21 protein-coding genes are annotated in these 19488 nt (G+C 36.8%); all 21 read right to left on the minus strand.

Going from position 1 to position 19488, the window contains the following annotated elements; all coding sequences use genetic code 11:
• Positions 1–9: 9 nt before the first annotated feature.
• The 21 genes from QM877_RS02260 to ftsW all read right to left on the minus strand — a co-directional run bounded on the left by QM877_RS02260 (position 10) and on the right by ftsW (position 19143).
• Entirely contained in the window at positions 10–144 is a 135-nt protein-coding gene (locus tag QM877_RS02260; RefSeq protein ID WP_049548929.1) for a DUF4044 domain-containing protein, read from the minus strand.
• 30 nt (positions 145–174) lie between these two features.
• Entirely contained in the window at positions 175–366 is a 192-nt protein-coding gene (locus QM877_RS02265; RefSeq protein ID WP_414317440.1) for a PspC domain-containing protein, read from the minus strand.
• 26 nt (positions 367–392) lie between these two features.
• Complete coding sequence (locus tag QM877_RS02270; RefSeq protein WP_414317441.1) at positions 393–1709, minus strand: glycosyltransferase family 4 protein; 1317 nt, start codon at positions 1707–1709, stop codon at positions 393–395.
• An 8-nt stretch (positions 1710–1717) separates the two neighbouring features.
• Positions 1718–2770, minus strand: a complete 1053-nt coding sequence (locus tag QM877_RS02275; protein ID WP_414317442.1) for a glycosyltransferase family 4 protein — start codon at positions 2768–2770, stop codon at positions 1718–1720.
• A 99-nt stretch (positions 2771–2869) separates the two neighbouring features.
• A complete protein-coding gene (locus QM877_RS02280; protein WP_000331926.1) occupies positions 2870–3199 on the minus strand; it encodes a metal-sulfur cluster assembly factor in 330 nt (109 codons plus the stop codon).
• 17 nt (positions 3200–3216) lie between these two features.
• Positions 3217–4326, minus strand: coding sequence for an RNA polymerase sigma factor RpoD (rpoD, locus tag QM877_RS02285; RefSeq protein WP_000201894.1), 1110 nt, complete (start codon positions 4324–4326; stop codon positions 3217–3219).
• Between the two features lie 2 nt (positions 4327–4328).
• On the minus strand, positions 4329–6089 hold the full coding sequence (gene dnaG / locus QM877_RS02290; RefSeq protein ID WP_414276060.1) for a DNA primase: 1761 nt from the start codon (positions 6087–6089) through the stop codon (positions 4329–4331).
• 103 nt (positions 6090–6192) lie between these two features.
• Positions 6193–6576 carry a hypothetical protein gene (locus QM877_RS02295; protein WP_414276061.1) on the minus strand — a complete coding sequence of 128 codons (384 nt, stop codon included), beginning with the start codon at positions 6574–6576 and terminating at the stop codon, positions 6193–6195.
• 69 nt (positions 6577–6645) lie between these two features.
• Positions 6646–7071: a hypothetical protein gene (locus QM877_RS02300; RefSeq protein WP_414317443.1), complete on the minus strand. Its 426-nt coding sequence runs from the start codon at positions 7069–7071 to the stop codon at positions 6646–6648.
• Between the two features lie 619 nt (positions 7072–7690).
• Positions 7691–8023, minus strand: coding sequence for a DUF2185 domain-containing protein (locus QM877_RS02305; protein WP_414317444.1), 333 nt, complete (start codon positions 8021–8023; stop codon positions 7691–7693).
• Positions 8016–8555, minus strand: coding sequence for an ankyrin repeat domain-containing protein (locus QM877_RS02310; RefSeq protein WP_414317445.1), 540 nt, complete (start codon positions 8553–8555; stop codon positions 8016–8018). The genes QM877_RS02305 and QM877_RS02310 overlap by 8 nt, the downstream gene beginning before the upstream one ends.
• A 138-nt stretch (positions 8556–8693) precedes the next feature.
• Positions 8694–8861 carry a hypothetical protein gene (locus tag QM877_RS02315; RefSeq protein ID WP_414317446.1) on the minus strand — a complete coding sequence of 56 codons (168 nt, stop codon included), beginning with the start codon at positions 8859–8861 and terminating at the stop codon, positions 8694–8696.
• A 2-nt stretch (positions 8862–8863) separates the two neighbouring features.
• Positions 8864–9178 carry a hypothetical protein gene (locus tag QM877_RS02320; protein ID WP_414317447.1) on the minus strand — a complete coding sequence of 105 codons (315 nt, stop codon included), beginning with the start codon at positions 9176–9178 and terminating at the stop codon, positions 8864–8866.
• A 186-nt stretch (positions 9179–9364) separates the two neighbouring features.
• Positions 9365–10900 (minus strand): hypothetical protein, encoded by a 1536-nt coding sequence (locus QM877_RS02325; protein WP_414317448.1) that lies wholly within the window; start codon positions 10898–10900, stop codon positions 9365–9367.
• 78 nt (positions 10901–10978) lie between these two features.
• Positions 10979–11191, minus strand: coding sequence for a TipC family immunity protein (locus tag QM877_RS02330; protein ID WP_414317449.1), 213 nt, complete (start codon positions 11189–11191; stop codon positions 10979–10981).
• Positions 11192–11418: 227 nt separating this feature from the next.
• Positions 11419–11697: a TipC family immunity protein gene (locus QM877_RS02335; RefSeq protein ID WP_414317450.1), complete on the minus strand. Its 279-nt coding sequence runs from the start codon at positions 11695–11697 to the stop codon at positions 11419–11421.
• Positions 11698–11963: 266 nt separating this feature from the next.
• On the minus strand, positions 11964–12722 hold the full coding sequence (locus tag QM877_RS02340; protein WP_414315154.1) for an ABC transporter ATP-binding protein: 759 nt from the start codon (positions 12720–12722) through the stop codon (positions 11964–11966).
• The gene (locus tag QM877_RS02345) at positions 12719–13585 is read right to left on the minus strand and encodes an ABC transporter permease (protein WP_075231637.1); all 867 of its coding nucleotides are present in this window, start codon (positions 13583–13585) and stop codon (positions 12719–12721) included. Before QM877_RS02345 ends, QM877_RS02340 begins: the two co-directional genes overlap by 4 nt.
• Before the next feature lie 61 nt (positions 13586–13646).
• Positions 13647–14648, minus strand: coding sequence for a tryptophan ABC transporter substrate-binding protein (gene trpX, locus QM877_RS02350; RefSeq protein WP_414317451.1), 1002 nt, complete (start codon positions 14646–14648; stop codon positions 13647–13649).
• 432 nt (positions 14649–15080) lie between these two features.
• Complete coding sequence (gene ppc / locus QM877_RS02355) at positions 15081–17906, minus strand: phosphoenolpyruvate carboxylase (RefSeq protein WP_414317452.1); 2826 nt, start codon at positions 17904–17906, stop codon at positions 15081–15083.
• A gap of 25 nt (positions 17907–17931) precedes the next feature.
• Positions 17932–19143, minus strand: a complete 1212-nt coding sequence (gene ftsW / locus QM877_RS02360) for a cell division peptidoglycan polymerase FtsW (protein ID WP_281334969.1) — start codon at positions 19141–19143, stop codon at positions 17932–17934.
• Positions 19144–19488: the final 345 nt, after the last annotated feature.

Below are 19488 nucleotides of genomic sequence, written 5' to 3' on the forward strand. Positions count from 1 at the left end.
TCTAGCATTTTAAAATCTGCTAAATACACCAATGGCTGTAGCAAAGATACCTGCTAGGGTTACAAATAACATAATCAAAACGACGAATAGTGTCAATTTCTCAAAAAATGTTTTTTTACGTTTTCCATTATCACCAAATGCCATTATTTTCTCCTTTTCTATAATTCCCTATTTTTAATATTCTTCTGAAACTGGAGCAATTGCCCATAAAATCAAGTAAGCAACAATGCTTGCCCCATAGCAGAAAGCTAAAACTCCCCAAATAACACGAACAATTGTAGGGTCAATATCAAAATAATGTGCTACTCCTGCGCAGACTCCACCTATTTTTTGATCTCTACCACTTCTCATAAATTTCTTTTTCATTTTTTTATTTCCTTTCTTTGATTCAATTAATCGTTCAAATATTTTCTTAAATGACTCAACTGTTTTCTAGAAGCTTTCAACATACGTCTTGAACCCTTGACCGGCATAGACACTGCCTGTTGTGGTATATAAAATACTGTCTTTAAAATACGTTTCGTAACAGGTTCATCTGCAGTCAATTCTTTTTCAAAATTGTTTGAGATGATAGCATCCAAATAAAACTCATGGACTCTCTTAGCAAAATTCTCAGCTGAAATTTCATACAATTTATCAGCCAAAAGGTTTTCATCCATGTCAGGCGTAGCAATAAGAGCCTCTAAAATAGCACCTGATAGGTCACGCTCTTCATAATAAAGAGTTCCAAACATCTTATCGCTAATCAAATTATCTAGATAAGGATTTCCATGAGCTATAATTGGTGTCTTGCTAGCCAAACTTTCTAGATAGGTTAACCCCTGAGTCTCACTTGTAGAAGCTGAAATGAAGAAGTCAGCCGCCTTATAATAGAGCGCTGTCTCACTTGGGGCAATCATACCAGTAAAGATAACAGAATCCTGAATTTGCAAATCTCCTGCTTGCTCCTTGAGGTTTTCCAGATAAGGCCCATCACCAGCAACGACTAATTTCACCTTTTGTTCTTCTTTTAGAACCTCTGGAAATGCTGCCAGAACGGCTTGAATGTTCTTCTCGTAAGAGACACGTGAAAGGCTAAGAAGCATCTTTTCATCTTCCTTAATACCTAATTTATCACGTAAGTCTACGATATGTTCTGGGCCTATCTCAGGACGTTCAAATTTAGCGAGCTCGATACCAGTAGGAATAACACGCTTTTCAACTTTGACCTTATAATCCGATAACAAGTCACGCACAATCTCACTCGGACAAATCACACCATCCACATCATGAAGAAATCCCCTTACAAGATACTTGACCATGCTCGGACGAATCAACAAACCCTTAGCAATGTAGTGAACATAGTCCTCGTACTGGGTATGATAGGTATGAATGACTGGAATTTTCAATTCACGCGCTATCCAAATCCCTAATAAACCAAGAGAAAACTCAGTCTGCGTATGAATAATATCCAGCTTGTATTGTTTTGCTATCTCAAGAGCTTTCGTAAATCCACGATAGGCGAAACGACGATCTTTAAAGGCAAAGAAAGGAACACTAGGGATGCGAATAATCTGCCAGTCTTCATAACGATTAACATCCTTGTCTGTTGTTGTAAAGATAAAGACGGCATGTCCTTGCTTTTCAAGTTCTGTTTTTAAGGTTCGAATACTGGTCGCAACACCCGAGACCTGCGGGAAATAAGTATCTGTAAATAATCCAATTCGCATATACTACCTCATTTTTTTCCTAAAGCTGCTTGCTCCCGATAGAATTTTAGCCAGATCTCAAGAAGATGCTCTTCTGAATATTCTCTTGAAATGGCCTTAGCCTTTTCTTTTAATTCTTTTAGTGCTTCTGGATGCTCTCGGTATTCCAAGATAGCCTCTTTCATCTCTTCTACATCACTTGTTGGTCTGTAATTTCCTTCAAGAATGACCTTGTAAAGTTCTAGATCACGAAGCATAATGGGTGCTTCACAACTCGCAGCTTCTAGAATAGTCATTGGAAAGAGCTCGTTATAACTTGGAAGCAAGAAAAGATCAGCCAAGGCATAGAGTTCTCTCATCCGTTCTGGATCAACAATCCCTGGGAAAATTAGATTTTCAGGAGGATTATCCATAATCTTTTTATAGCGTTCATAACCATCGGTTATTCCCCCAAAAGAGAAGCCACCAGCCCAAATAAAAGTGATATCCGGTAATTCCTCAGCTAGAGTGATAAAGTCATCTATTCCTTTACGCTTTTGAACCTGACCTGCACCAACGACTACAAACTGATTCTCATCAATTCCCATATCTTTACGAAGTTGTTCAACTTGCTCTATAGGAAGTGGGTGCCATTTTTCTTTATTGACAAAGTTAGGAATATAGGTCACTTTTTCACGTGGAATTCCAGCAGCCACCAAATCCTCAATGAAAGTAGGATTGACCACTACCAGATGCTCCATACGGTCATAAAAAGAAAATACATAGCGTTTGACAATCCCCTTTAAGAAGAATGGAATCTTCAAACTACCTTCCAAGGTATCAGGTAAGAAGTGAACATAGCCAATCTTACGTCCAGAACGTTTTTTCTGAAAGGTCGAGAGATAATAAGGAAAATCAATCGTATGAAAATGAGTAACATCCGCTTCGATTGGAAGATTTTCTGTTACGATCAGTTGATCTTTCGCATCTCGTTTTAAAAGCTGCACCAGTTCACGGTATGCACCAGACACACCTTGGCCAGCCACTTTTTCACTTGAACTTAGCATGTTGATGCGTAATTTCTCTTTTTCCATAGTAACCATTATACCATTTTCTTCAAATAAAATCAGCAAATAAAAAGAGAGATAGCATAAAAGCTGGGAATTCCTGGCGTCTACACTATTTCTCTTTTCATAATATACTTACTTGATACCTAAAGCGATACGAGCGTAACGGCTCATTTTCTCAACTGTCCAAGCTGGATACCATACTAATTTGACTTCAACGTTAGTAACTTCTGGAACATCTGTCATAGCATCATAGATTTGGTCAGTTAAAAGATCTGCCAAGGGACAACCCATGGTTGTCAAGGTCATATCAATTTCAGTCTCACCTGTATCGCCATCAAAACGAATCTCGTAGATCAAGCCTAGATTGACAATATCAATCCCTAATTCTGGGTCAATCACTTCTTCTAAGGCTGTCAAAATACGTGTTTTGATATTTTCAATTTGCTCTTCTGTATAAGCCATCTTCACTCTCCCTCAACTTAATCTTCAATGAAATCACGAAGTGGTTTGCTTCGACTTGGCTGGCGAAGTTTTCTCAAAGCTTTGGCCTCAATCTGACGGATACGTTCACGAGTCACGTTAAAGACTTTACCAACATCTTCCAAGGTACGCATTTTCCCATCATCAAGACCAAAACGGAGACGCAAGACATTTTCTTCACGATCTGTAAGAGTATCCAAGACTTCATCCAACTGCTCACGCAAAACGATGCGAGTTGTGTAGTCCACTGGATTTTCAATCACTTCGTCCTCGATAAAGTCACCAAGATGGCTATCGTCCTCTTCACCGATTGGTGTTTCAAGAGAAACAGGTTCTTGGGCAATCTTGAGAATTTCACGGACCTTATCAGGTGTCATATCCATGCGTTCGGCGATTTGTTCAGGAGTTGGATCTTGTCCCAACTCTTGAAGAAGATTACGTTGTTCACGAACAAGCTTATTAATTGTTTCCACCATGTGAACTGGGATACGGATGGTACGAGCTTGGTCCGCAATGGCACGAGTAATAGCCTGACGAATCCACCAAGTCGCATAAGTTGAGAATTTGAACCCTTTAGAGTAGTCAAATTTATCAACGGCCTTCATCAAGCCCATGTTTCCTTCTTGGATCAAGTCAAGGAACTGCATTCCACGTCCAACATAACGTTTAGCGATAGATACTACCAAACGAAGGTTAGCTTCTGCAAGGCGTTGTTTAGCTTCGATATCACCCGCTTCCACAGCAAGGGCCAACTCTTTTTCCTCTTCATTTGTAAGCAGAGGCACAACCCCGATTTCTTTCAAATACATACGGACAGGGTCATTGACCTTAGCAGAGGTTGAACCAATCAAATCTTCATCAGTCAACTCTGGTTCTTCCTCAGTGCTCAAAACACGCGCACTTGGATTTCCTTCGTTGTCCGTAATTGAGATACCAGCATCTTGAATGCGTTGCAAAAGATTCTCAATACCTTCCACATCTAAAGTGAAGGGAATTACGAGGGCGTTATTGATTTCATCATCAGTTGCTGTACCAGTTTTTTTATGATTGCGAATAAATTCCGCTACTTGGACGTCAAAGGTTGTTACTTCTTTTTGTTTTGTTGCCATTCTTACTCCATTCTTCTTTTTTGGGCAATTAAGCGTTCTAGCTCTTCTAATGCGGTGTCTGTATCACCGACATGGCTAGCTTCCTGAACTTTCTTTTTAATTTGCAGATTTTCCTGATTCAAAAGAGCTCTTTTTCTAGACTCTTCCACTTCGGCTAACTCGTGAGGGGACATCTCAGGTGGCAAATCTAAGGCTAGGACTTGATACCAAGCACTCTCCACTTCTCTGGTCTGATGAGCCAAATCCTCAGATGAGATACTTCCATTATCAATCAAGAGTCCATACAAGGTCTGAAACTCTGGAGTTTCAAAGATAAAATCCTCTCTTAAGCGATAGTCATTAAGCACCAAGGGATGTTCCATCATTCGGTAGAGGATATGGGCTTCCGCTCTCATCACTGCTGTCAGCTGCTTGGTAACAGACATAGTGACAGGACTCGGACTATAGGTCTCCTTGACCTTCTCCTTTCTCTGTCTGACACGACTTTCATTGACAATATGTTCGACTTGCTGATAGTCAAAAGATGGCAAGTGATCCGTCAAAATGTGAATGTAGGAATTCTGAGCTGTGATAGAGGGTTCCTTGGCAATTAAGGGGGCAATTTTCTCTATAAATTCAATCTGGGCTTGTAGATTTTCACTATTTTCAGGTCTGAAATGATGAATGTAAAACTCAACAGGACTAATGCGTGTATTGGTTAAGAGATAAGCCAAGTCTTGAGGAGAATTTTTCTGCAGATATTCATCCGGATCCATTCCGTCAGGAATCTGGACGACTTGGACAGGTATATCTTTAAGCTCATCCAAGGCTTTCGCTGTGGCAGCTTGCCCAGCCTTATCTCCGTCATAAGTGACGATAACCTTTTTAGTAAAGCGTTTCAGATGCTCCACATGTTCACCCGTCAGTGCGGTCCCCATAGAAGCAACTGCATTTTCAATACCAGCTCGATAAGCCGCAATGACATCCATAAATCCTTCCATCAGGTAGATTTCAGGAGCCTTACCCGATCCTTTTTTTACCCTCTCCAAATGATATAATTCGTAACTTTTATTAAAAATTGCCGTCGCTCGACTATTTTTATACTTTCCAGTTTGAGAATCAGTCTCTTGCCATACACGACCAGAAAAGGCAATCACCTTTCCTTGATCATTTGAGAGCGGGAACATAATGCGATTATGAAAGGTATCAAAGAATTGGTTACTCTCAGATAGATAAAACAAACCCGAATCCAGCAAGTCCTTCTCACTATAATCATCTGCTAAACGCTGATATAGATAAGAGCGTTCTGCTGGAGCTAAACCAATCATAAAATGCTTGAGAACATCATCTGTTAAGCCACGTTTATAAAGATAGTTTCTCGCCTCCTCACCCATCTTCGTCGTCATGAGGATGGCATGATAAAAACGAGCGGCTTTCTCATGCATATCGTAGAGATTTTGATGGGGCGACCTAGGCTGTACAGAACTATGAACAGGCGCTGCCATCTGAATCCCAAGTCTCTCAGCTAATATCCTCACTGCATCCGCAAAGGTTACCTGCTGATACTCCTCGATAAACTTAAAAACATCTCCAGAACGACCACATCCAAAGCAGTGGTAAAATTGCTTATCTTCTACCACGTTAAAGGAAGGGGTCTTTTCACCATGAAAAGGACAGAGCCCTAAAAAGTTCCGTCCAGATTTTTGTAAAGAAATCACTTCTCCTATGATTTCGACAATATTGGTATTGTTTTTGATCTCTTCGATGAGTCTCTTGTCAACCATAGACAATACCTCCATTTTATCACAGTTTACTCTAACTAGTATAGCTTATTTCTGAAAAAAAGTAAACCATTTCATACACTTTACATGAGACTATTTCATAAAACTAGCTAGTCACTTTCTCCACTTTTACATCGTTTTCAGATACAATAGCCACTAAATATTCTGTCGACATTATGAAATAGTGATAAAGCTTTTTATTCAATACATTTGCAGAAGCGACCAAGTCCCCAAAATCTGTATTTTCGACCTCATAGATATAGTTGGTCAGATAAAGTGGTCTGTTCTCTGCTAATCCTTGCTCCCAATATTTATCTCTTAATTCTAAACTTTCCTGAACTGTTCGGAAAGCCCAAATTTTTGTAAATGTAAATTTAAATTTTTCTGAATCTTCCAAGTAGGCAATTAGAGTATCCCCATCTATATTTATCTCGATGCCATAGTCACCAAAAGGGATGAATCCCGGTTTAATTTCCGTCCATTTTTCCATATCATTTCTCCAAGTTCTATTTTCTGATAATTGTACTACAGCAGTGTACATGTTTGATTAGCAAATTTTCTAGTATTGACTGATACTTAAATCAGAATTTGCAGACACAAGAATCTCCACTACACTATCTTGAGTTATGATGATATAATGTTGTGAATACAGAGTTCTTGCACCACCATAGGCTGTATATCCGAGTTTATTCACTAATTGACTATTTTTGACTTCATAAATGATATTTTGGAAATTATTTTTTTCAAATTTTTTAAACATCTCTTTATCCAGAATTGCAGATAAATACAATTCCCTACTAAAGAATCGTGCTTCATCATAGCAAAAACATGATAATTTAAAACGATTCTTTTCTCCAATCAACCGAATTTCTTGACCATCTGACAAGTTTGTCAACAGGACCTTTAACCTATAATTATCTACAGGAATCAAATCTTTAAAGACTTCTATCCATTCTTCATTTTTAGTTTCTAGTTCTAATTTCATTTATACCTTCATTATTCTATTTTACGTTTTAAACCTCTAATTTTCATCTATTTCATTTGATACTTCAATCAGTAAATCTTAAAGTTCTTCTAAATCAAGATACAGATTTCTAACTCCTACAAGTAACTGAGAAAAGGCTTGTCTATCTAATTGGCGATTCTCACTTAATGACTTAACAATCCAAGAATTTCCCTTCTTTATCCATTTTAAATGAAGGGGTAAATAATCATTTAAAATATCATCTATATTTTCTAAATTAGTAGAAGATATCTTGTTAGAGGTTTGACTGTCATTTATTAAAGATAAACTTTTACCAATTTTTTCAACTCTGTTTCTATCGTCACTTTAATATCTATCTAAGACTCCAAATCATCCAAAGACTGCATGCTATAGTCTAAATGAAGGTCTTATTCCCCAGCAAACTCCCTAGTAGAATAGTCCATCTTAAATCCAGTTTGAAAGATCTATTCTTGAAAATCTTCTTGTGTGTATGCCATGTTTTTATCGCCTGCTTTTTATAAAACAATGCCTTTATCTGAATTTCTAAAATTTTTTAAAGTTACTTGGCTTAATCATTCATTTGGTTTTTTTAAAATATACCATAATCATTCAGAAAAGATTATTGCAAAATCTCTGTAATAGTAACTTCTCTTTCTGACTTTAAATCATAAAATCCTATATGTAAATTGTCCTTGTATAGCCAAAACAAATCTGTTCCATATTTTGCAGGAAAAATTTCTAGTAGAACCGGAGCAATTTGCAGTATACTTGTCGCACCTAGAATCGTAAAGTTAGCAGGATTAGAAATATATTCTTCATCATCAATAGAAGATAATATTGTCCATCCATTTAACTGAGAAATTGAAGATTTCTCTCTATAAGTGTACTGAATAGGATAACCATTTATTACATTATTTGAAACCATAAATCCACCAAAATCACTATTATTCATCAGCAAGTAACCCTCCATTTTCAGATAATAAATCTTGTCTCCAGCTGAATTCTCTCGCATAATCTATAGCAGACTTCCCTTGAAAATCTTTATGGTGAATATCAGAACCACTAGCAATCAACATCTCATATAAAGGCAAGGCTTCCCTGGTTGTTAATTTCAAGACTGTAATCGCAGTAATCAATGGAATTGACCCATATTTATCAACTTGGTTAACATTTATCCCTGCTTTCAACAACATTGACAAGACCTTAGTTGCATACTCAACATCTACTCTCCAATTCGCTTTAAATTGAAACAAATTATGTAAGGCATTTCTATTATACGAGTCTAAACAATTAACATCAATTTTTTCATCAATAAGAAACTGAATAATCTTTAGTTTTTCATCTAGCAAAGTATTGCTAGTTAAAACCATGTTTAACAAATTCAATTTCTCATGTGTGATTTGATTCACATCGCCCTTGTAGAGCGAATGAAACTCTTCAAACGTTCCTTCTTGAGCTGCATCAAATATGTCTCGTAATATCATTTCTTTCTCCTATTCATATTTATGACTTCTATTTGATTTTGGTACTTCAATTTGAAAATTAGCAAGATTTGACTGGTTTGATTCTAATCAATCTACTATTTGGATCTATTGCTTGCTAAACTATCAACTTCCCAAATCTTAATCATATGTCACTTTTACTTTAAACTCAACTGTCTGGTCAGATATATTCTTTATTTTGATTTCAAATCCTTTTTTTGAAGCAAATGAAAAAAGTGTTTTTTGAGGTGGATCCATAATAATACCTTCGCGATCGACACCAATGCCATTATGAGGATTCTCTAACATCGTTACATCCCAGCTTTGTTTTTTTCATTGTAATGATAGGTTTCAATCCGAGAATCCTTAATATTATATCCAATTCCTTTTTCAGGATCAAACCAATCATCGCCTCGAGAAAGCTTTATCTTTCCATATGTAGTAACTGGAATGACCTCTACATGGATTATGGAGTCCAAACTCTCAGAGTGTCCGTTTACATGCACCTTTGTCTCTTCATTTGGACCTAAAGTGATGATTTCCCATTTTATATTACAAATCACAAGAGCTAGGATGGATACAGTAAACAGTAAGATGGTTAAAATAATGAAATCTGATTTTTTCAATTTAACGTACACCCTTATTTAAACACTCACAAAATTTATCCTATAAATCTTACTTTTAATAAATTTTCAATTAACTTTTCAATTTTAGTTTTATATTAAGAAATAAAAACAATCTTTATAATGAATAAAATAATTTAGTAAAAAACAAGTTAGTTTATAACTTGCTCCCTCAAGATTATTTATCTTTTATTTCATTGGTTTTCTGCATTTACGAATCTCTTCTCCTAATTTAGAATCCAATTGTAAGGCTTTATCATCTGACAAGAGTAATGGAATCATTTTGAAATATTCATCAACATAACTATGATGTAATGTTTCAGCATTTGCAACCTCAAAATAAGGTAAAATACCAAACTTAATATAACTGAAAGCTTTTCTTAAAAGTTGAGCTGGCGAACATACACAATAAATTTGTTTAAATTTCATTTCTTCAAAAATCTGAGTTGCAACATAACACTCATCAGTAGAATTATAAACTCCCTGATCTCCTTTATATTTTACATTCATCTCATCACTATATATTACTGCACTACTTATCCCTTTTTCTACTAAATAATTTTTTCCGGCACCGCTAAGAGAAAGTTCATCTACTACTTCATTATTTTTATGAATACTTCCTGGAACATAAATATATACACTTTCTCCCGATTGATTTAATCTGTTATATAACTCTATTGCCTTATCCAAGCGTTTTGAAAACTCTTCATTAGGATATTTTCCTTCATCTAATGGGTGCTGGGCTGCAACTTCAATTAATAAACCGTTGCCAGTTTGTCTTGACTTTATCATCCGTTCTGATGAAGATTTTAATAACTCTTCCCAATTTTTGTACTGAGATTCTTTTTTTATTTCATTTTCACCTAATGTTAGAGAAGCCTTATTCCAGATACTTTCAAAGTGTTCTTCCATCATTTCAATAAAGTTAAAATCCCCCTCATCTTTGTTAATATCATCAACCCTCTCACCAGTTAACATAAAATTTTCAACAGACTTATATGGAGGAAGAGTGATATTCAACCATGCTTTCGTTGTTATTTTAACCTTTGAAGGTTTACTTTGAGATAAAATAAATGGTAAACGATACTCAGTTGAGTAATAGCGAATTTCCATCTTTTTTTCACGTTTATAATACTCAAGTTGTTTACATAACTTTTCAATTTCCTTTTTTATATCTTTGCCATTTTCTAAATAGCCTTGTTCAATGTCTAGTTGTTCTAGTTGCTTAATCTTATTTAAATATTGCTCTACCACGTTAATATCTAAAATGTATGATTCATACTCGTTGACTATTTCACGAATCTCTTCACTAATCTTTGTTCCAGATTTACGATTTTTTTGCTCTACTTCTAAATTTTCAATATCAGTTAAGAAATGATTATCTACTTGAGCGCATAAAAATCGAATGTGCATACCTTTATCCATAGCTTTTTTTAGAGGCGTCTTGTTAGCACTAAAAAAACCATAACCCGATACAAAGATAATATCTAATCTCTCAGTATCTTTACACATCTTCTTTATATCAGTTTTAGAAAACCCCTTCTTTGAAGCCGTCCCCTTAAAACCATAGGATTCCATTTTTTTTGAAATACGGATATAGCTTGTCATTTTATCAATTACAAATAATGCAAATCCTCCTGCTATAATTGTTGGAATTAAATTAGTCAGACTCCCCTCGATGATAGCTTTATAATCAAGTTCAGAAAAAATATTCAATAAATTCATAAAAATCACCTCAAGTTCATTTCCTATATTATAACATACATTTACTATTTATAAAGCTCTCTCTATTCATACTTAGTTCTATTCTTTCATAGATTTCAATGGCACAATCTCTACATCCCCAAGATTATCAACGGAGTAACGTTGACTACCATTTTTGAACCAGCGTTCTAGAACAACATCATAGAGCATGAAGTGGGATTTTTCTTTAATCCAAGCTTCATCAATCCCATGAGGTTTTAAATACTCTAGTACTTCGTTGGGATTAGTTAAGTAAAAATTTGGTTTTTCCACAGTGCCCGCTCTCTTAAAATACTACTCCAAATTTATCTCCCCGCTATCCTTATTTCTTATATTATACCCAGCTAAGTAGTATGCCAGTGAACTTTTAGAATCCGAAATTTCGATAGTTGGGTTAAGATTTTTATTCTTATAATTGTATCTAATAAATAGATATCTCCCATCAGATAATAGTTGCTGATATTCAATAATAAAAGTTTCTTCAAAACCTACAATCACTTCTAAACTTTCATTTTCAGACAAGCCTGCACTGCATCAAGTCCTATGGAAATTATCCTGTCTGGATCTCTAAACGATTGACTCCCGTCAACGGCTTTACTAAAATCAGCAAGGCCAGGTAAGATACCACTATGGGTTTCTGCATAGTTCATCTCTAGAAAAACATTACTTAAAGATTCATACACTCCTTTATAATAATTCTTTTGATAGACACGATATAGACCAAACAAAGTTAGAAAAACTAATAAAATTATGAGTACGATTTTTAAAAATTTTTTCATTGACTTTTTCCTTACCTAGAACTTATATACTTTACAAAGTAAAAATACATTTTAAATACCTTATTTTAGAGACAAGATAAAATTTAGATACAAAACACTTTTTTATAAGTTTTTTATCTTTAGCAACATTTTCCTTATAATCATTATACTATAAAATCTTAGACGGTGGAATCCAGACCATTTTTAGATAATCTCCTTTTAATACAAAAAACTTAGAAGCAAAAGCCTACTTCTAAGTTTTTAAGGATACTTGATTTAAAAAATATCTACTCAAACAGTTGATAATAATCGGAAATCTTCATCTTGGCTTTTTCATCCTTGTTCAAATCTTGGATGATTCGCCCTTCCTTCATGACAATGAGGCGATTTCCATACTTGAGAGCATCTTCCATATGGTGGGTAATCATCAAAGCAGTCAGATGGTCCTTGCTGACGAAGTCATCAGTTAACTCCATCAAGGCAACACTTGTTTTAGGGTCAAGGGCGGCAGTGTGTTCATCTAACAAAAGTAGTTCTGGGCGCTTCAAGGTTGCCATCAATAGACTCAAGGCCTGTCTTTGTCCACCTGACAAAAATTCAATCGGTGTATCCAAATGCTTCTCTAGACCATTGCCAACCTTCTCAATGGTCGCTTGAAATTCTTCCTTATAGGATGACAATTTTCTTGGGAAAAGTCCACGTTTTTCCCCACGGAACTTAGCAATCAAAAGGTTTTCTGCAACGGTCATACGAGGGGCTGTTCCCATCTTAGGATCTTGGAAGACACGAGAAAGATACTTGGCACGCTTTTCAGGGCTAAAATGAGTTACATCCTCGCCCATGATGCGAATGCTACCACTGGTTAAAGGTAAAGTTCCCGCAATGCTATTAAAGAGGGTTGATTTCCCTGCACCATTTCCACCCAAAATTGTGATGAAGTCATGTTCATAAATATCAAGTGAAACATCGTTTAGGATAATCTTTTCTTCGTCAAAGCCATTTGTCACAATTTTTGTGGCATTTCTTAATTCTACAATTGCTGTCATTTGCTTAACTTGACTCCTTTCAAGTATTTATCCTTAAGAGTTGGAATGACTAGACAAGTTGCTAGGATAAGGGCACTGTATAGACGGAGGTAGCTAGTATTAAAGCCGAGAGCAATGACCCCCCATACCAAGAATTGATAACTGATGGAACCAACAACAATAGTAACCAAGCGTTCTGCTAAGGTAAGACTCTTAAAGAGAACCTCACCGATAATCAAGCTGGCAAGTCCAACTACGATAACTCCGATACCGCGAGAGACATCGGCATAGCCTTCTTGTTGAGCGATAAGTGCGCCAGCAAGTGCGATTACACCATTTGACAAGACCAAGCCCATAAGTTCCATACGTCCTGTATTGATACCAAAACTACGAGCCATGTCTGGATTATCCCCTGTAGCGATATAGGCCTGTCCAAGTTTCGTATCTAGGAAGAAAAGCATGAGAAGAATAACCAAAGTCACAAAAATTAAACCTGTCAGTAATTGATTAACCTCTGATGAAAATGGAAGAACATCTTGGATTTGCTTGGTATTTAAAAGCCCAAGGTTTGCTCGTCCCATAATCATGAGCATGATAGAATGACAAGAAGTCATGACTAAAATTCCTGATAAAAGAGTTGGAATTTTCCCTTTGGTATACAATAGTCCAGCTGCTAAACCAGCAAGACAACCTGCTCCTATGGCTGCTAAAGTAGCAAGAAAAGGATTAACTCCTTGGGTAATTAGAGTAACTGCTACAGCTCCTCCCAAGGGGAAAGAGCCCTCCGTTGTCATATCTGGAAAATTCAGGATTCGAAAGGTCATAAAGATTCCCAAACCTAGGATAGCCCAGACCAATCCCTGTGAAATAATTGATATTAGCATGTTTGATTCATTTCCTTTATTCTAAAAATTGGAGGAGATGTCTCCAACTCCTCCTTCATTCTTATTCGATTACTTGACCAGCTTCTTTGAGAACTGATTCAGGAATAGTGATTCCAAGTTCTTGAGCAACTTTTTTGTTGATCACTGATTTACCAGTTGAGAAGACATTAACTGGTGTATCTGCAGGTTTTTCCCCCTTCAAGACTTTGGCAATCATTTTACCAGTAGCAACACCAAGATCGTGTTGGTCAACAACGACTGATGCCAAACCTCCAGCTTCTACCATGGCAGTCGCACTTGGGTAGATTGGTTTTTTAGCTGTTTGGTTACTTGATACTACAGTTGAGAATGCAGATGCGATTGTGTTATCGATTGGAACCCAGATTGCATCTACTTTACCAGTCATAACATTAACTGTTGAAGCAATTTCGTTCGTTGAAGGAACTGCAAATGTTTCTACTTTCAAACCAGCTTTTTCAGCGTAGGCTTTGAATTCTTCAACTTGTGATTTTGAGTTATCTTCACTACTTGAATAAAGCGCTCCAACCGTCTTGACATCAGGAGTCAATGTTTTAATCAATTCAACCTGTTGTTCAGCAGGGTTGTGGTCAGACACCCCAGTGATGTTCCCACTTGGTTTTTCCAAGTTTTGTACAAGGTTAGCACCAATTGGGTCTGTGATAGCAGCCATGATAACAGGAAGGTCTTTTGTTGCACTTGCAAGACCTTGAGCTGCTGGTGTTGCAATACCGACAACGACATCATTTCCATTTGCTACCAATTGTTTACTCATTGTAGCAACCTTACTTTGGTCACCTTCTGAGTTCATAAATTCGATTTTAACTTGATCACCTTTATAGCCTTCTTCAGCAAGTCCATCTTGGATACCTTGGTAAATCAAGTCGAGTGATGGGTGGCTTACAAACTGAAGAACACCAACCTTAGCTGTTTTATTAGCTGTCTCAGTTTTAGTTTCTTGTTTCGTTAAGCTAGAATATACCAAGCTTCCTCCAACTACAAGTGCTAATACTACGATAATACCGAGTAGACGTTTGTTTTTCATAATTTTCTCCTTATTTCTTCTTAACTTATTATTTTTTTCAATCACTTATTCAAGCGACGCCATCGTTTGATTTCCATAATTTTTTCCTCCCCATAGAAAAAGTCCTCACACAAAAAATTTGTGTGAGGACGTCGATGCGCGGTGCCACCTCAATTATAGGAACTAGTCCTATCGCTCTTACTCGCTAAAACGAGTTGCACTGTAAGGTGTGCTCACCGAATTCTTATGATTTCAAATTCTTAATAACATTCAGCCCAATTTTCATCACTTCCACCTATCTGTTTCCACCAACCACAGACTCTCTAAAAAATTTCAATGATTACTTTCTGAATGCTTAAATTATATCATTTTACTAAAACTTGTCAAGGGTTTTCATGAATTATTTTAAAAAATTACGAAAATTCCTACGTTTTTTGGAAAATGGAGCTTATATCAGCCTGAATTACGTAATCCTGTAGCAATTCCGTTGATAGTTGTATGGATTAATCTTTCTTCATCTGAAGATAGCTCACCACGACGTTGACGCTTAATCAATTCCAACTGAATATAGTTAAGGATATTGAAATAAGGCATGCGGTAGTTGAGACTGTCTTTCAAATAAGTATTTTCTGCCAAGAGCTCCTCATGGCCTTCAATAGCCAAGATAACGTCCTTAGTCAACTGCCATTCATCCAAGATAGTATAGTAGATTGCTTGGACTTCTTCACTTTCACACAGTTTAGCGTACTCAAAGGCGATGTTCATATTTGATTTAGACAAGACCATATCAACATTAGATAGGAGTGACTGGAAGAATGGCCAATTTTGATACATATCACGAAGATATTCGATATTTTTTGGATCTTGGTCAATAAATTCCTTGAAGCTTGAACCAACACCATACCAACCTGGGAACATAACACGACTTTGTGACCATGAGAATACCCAAGGAATAGCACGTAGACCACCGATTTCAGTGATTGTTTTACGAGCTGCTGGTCGAGAACCAATATTGAAACTTGAGATAGCCTTGATTGGACTAGATTCAAAGAAATAATCATAGAAATGTTCATTTCCAAATACAAGTTCACGATAAATATCGTAGCTACGTTCTACTACTTGATCCATGATTGCTTCATAGCGATTTGACGTATTGGTATCACTCTTCTTCTTGGTAATCATACGGTTGATAGCTGCTGAAACCAACATTTCAAGGTTATAGTAAGCTGCATCCTTGTTTCCGTATTTGTTTCCGATAACTTCCCCTTGCTCTGTCAAACGGATACGATCCTTGATAGACTTGAGTGGTTGAGAAGCAATGGCATCATAAGTAGGGCCACCACCACGGCCAACGGTACCGCCACGACCATGGAAGAAGGTTACTTTGACTCCAAATTCATCACCAATAGCAGTCAATTGTTGTTGGGCCTTATAAAGTGTCCAACAAGATGATAGATAACCGCCGTCTTTGTTACTATCAGAGTAGCCAAGCATGATTTCTTGGTAATTGTTTTTAGAAGCAATCCATTTCTTAGCAAGTGGTAAAGAGAAATACTTTCTCATTGTTTCTTCTGAATGATCCAAGTCTTCAATCGTCTCAAAGAGTGGTACAATCTGAACACGCGCTTTTTCAGCATCTACCAGACCAACTTCTTTAAGCATGATAGCCAACTCAAGCATATCTGATACGCTGGTTGCGTGAGAGATAATCGTTTGACGAATGACATCTTCACCCAAACGGTCTTTTAATTCACGGGCAGTTTTGAAAATAGCTAATTCTTTTTCGAGAAGTTCAGACTTCTCAGCATGAGTTGCAGACAAGATTCGAGGATCTTCTAACAATTCATGTAAAAGCAATTCACATTTTTCATCTTCTGATAAATCACTATAGTGGTCATTGATTCCAGCAGATGCCAATAATTCTGCTACACAGGCTTCGTGGACGCTTGAATCTTGACGCATGTCGATGGAAGCCAAGAAGAAACCAAAGACTTCTACAGCTTCTAAAAGTTCTGCAAATTCACCTGTGAGTAAGGACTCTGCCTTGTTTTCAAGTAATGAATCCTTAATGGTATATAGATCTTTTTTGAACTCTTCAACTGTTTCGTAAAATGGTGGACGATCTTCAGCCAGCTCTTGAATAGCTCCTGAAAGACGATTACCAATGTAATCTGTAACCGCTCCTTGCTGATGGCTATTGGCACCGAGCAAACGTTCAACAGGATGACGTTCATCAGCTGACGAGCCAACAACAGACCATTCTTTCAAATTCAAAAGAGTTTGAATCAATTTGGACTGAATCAAATGAAAGGCACGACGATAGGGTTCTTTCTCACGAAAGACGGATGTATCTCCAGACTGAGCAGCCATTTCTTCAACAGCTTTGCTAGTTTTTGATAAATTCGTTGAAAGAGAGAAGGTACGATACAGACTAGAAATCTTACTGATATAATAGTTCAAAACCACTTCACTTTGAATGGTAGCAGAACGCATGAGCGTCTCAGCAGTTACAAATGGATTTCCATCACGGTCTCCACCGATCCACATTCCCATAGTAATTGGTTTGGCTTGTTTAAGATCAATACCTTGTTCTTTTGCTAGACGCTTGTACTCTAACATCAAGTTAGGGACAGCCTGTAGGAAGGAACTATTGTAGTACTCCATCACGTTGGTGATTTCGTTGGTTACTTTTAGTTTCTTCTCCCGAATCATATCTGTCTGCATGATAATCTCAATATAGCGACGAAGATCATTATGCCATTTTTCTTTGTTGATGAGTCCCATTCTCACATCACGATATTTACGCAAAAGGGTATGGATATGAGTGGTCAAATCCAACATACTCTTACGTTGAACCTGAGTTGGATGGGCTGTCAAAACTGGTACCACATTCAAGTGTTCAAGAATCTCGGCAGCATTTTCTTTTTCAGCCACCATTTTGATCGTTGTTGACAATTTACCCAGATAGTCTTGATCAACATTATTTAGGTGGTTAATCTCATAAGCCAAGTCAACATCTTCTGAGATGTTAATTAAAAGAGGCAAAATAGAGAAGTATCTAGAAATGTAGACCATCTCATCATTTGAAAGCCCTGTTACTACTTTATCTAGCCCTTGATAGTCAAGTTTTGAAGAAAGTTCTTTCAAGTGCATAATCTTATCAAAGGTTTCAGCAGGAAGCATATTTTTTGTGATATCTTCCAGCATATCTGTCAAGATTTGCACTTCTTCTTGTACAACAGCTTTGTTACTATAATTTTCTAACTTTTGAAGAGACATTTTTTTCTCCTTGTCATATTATGTCTTAGAGTTGCGCTTCTAATTCGCGATAGAGTTTGGCACGTTTTTCACTGGCATCAATATTCAACACAAAAGCGATGGCTACTGATAGCACCAAGAGACTATTTCCTCCTTGCGATAGGAAAGGGAAGGTTACCCCTGTTGAAGGAATCAAGCCTGATATACCGCCAATGTTAACGAATACCTGTATCAGAATCATTCCACCAATACCGATTGCCACCATTGAGTTGAAAGGATCTCTCGCTCGAATACCAACCAAAATAATACGAAGAATCAAGAAGAATAGGAGAGCCAAAATAAGACTAGCTCCTACAAATCCAAACTCCTCTATCACAATCGAAAAGACAAAGTCTGTATGGGCTTCTGGTAGATAACCTCGTTTTTCAATGGAATTTCCTAAACCAAGACCAAACCAGCCACCATTAACCATTGCATAATAAGAATTAGCCAACTGATGCCCAGATCCTGCTAGGTCATTAAAGGGGTTGAAAAAAGCACTGAAACGCTTGGCAACATAACCAAATACGGGAATTTTAGAGAATTTCTCAACACCGATAAAGCGAATGGCTGTTAAGGAAATCATAGAAACACCAGCTAGTAAGCCCAGAATAGTTGTGAACCATCGATAAGCTATTCCACTGATGGTATACATGAGCAAAGATACTAAAATCAAGATGGTTGCATTTCCAAGGTCAGGGAAGATTGCCAAACTACCAATCATGACCAAGAGGACAAAACGCCAATCATTAAAGGCTCTTGGCAACCACTGATTGAGGGTTAAAACTTGGAAGTCATAAACTGCTATCTCATCTTGTTGTTTTGAAAAACGCTGAGCCAAGTACCAAATGATAATAATCTTTAGATACTCTGCTGGTTGAATCGTGATGGGACCAACCTTGATCCAGCCATATGCTCCATTGATGGGACTACCTATTAACCGTGCCAGAGCTAGGAGTATCAGCTCGACAAACATAACGATAAAGAGCAACCGCTCATTACGAAGAAATCCTAATTTTAATTTATAGATTAAGGCTATTAAGAATAAACTGGCTATCCAGAAAATTCCCTGATTTCGCACTAGATATAATGCACTTTTCCCCTCCTGAATAAGGGTCGCACTAGTTGTCGAATAAACTACTATCAATCCTAAAACGGATAACAGTAAATAAGGAATCAAAATGGAATAATTCAGCAGGTGCCTTTTACTTATTTTCATATGTCACCTATCTTTCGGAAAAATATTTTTATTTTCCCTTATTATTTCTAGTTTTACATGCTATTATACCATTTTTTAGCCTAGAAAAAAACTCTTACAGTATAAACATTCGAATTTTACTCAAATATAGCATAAAAAGGGCAGTAACGCCCTTTCTATTTTATCTGGCTCTATAATTTCTGTAGTGGGTAAAACCACCATAGGAATTATGGAGCCTATTTTGTTGTAGAAAAAAAGTCCCATAAGACCTATAATGAAAAGCGACCAAACCATCATTAGAAAGAATCTTATGGAACAATTAAATTTTATCACAAACTTACTCGGAATTAAAGACAAGAACATCAA

It is taken from the genome of Streptococcus infantis (genome assembly GCF_047463655.1).
GTDB lineage: Bacteria > Bacillota > Bacilli > Lactobacillales > Streptococcaceae > Streptococcus > Streptococcus infantis_Z.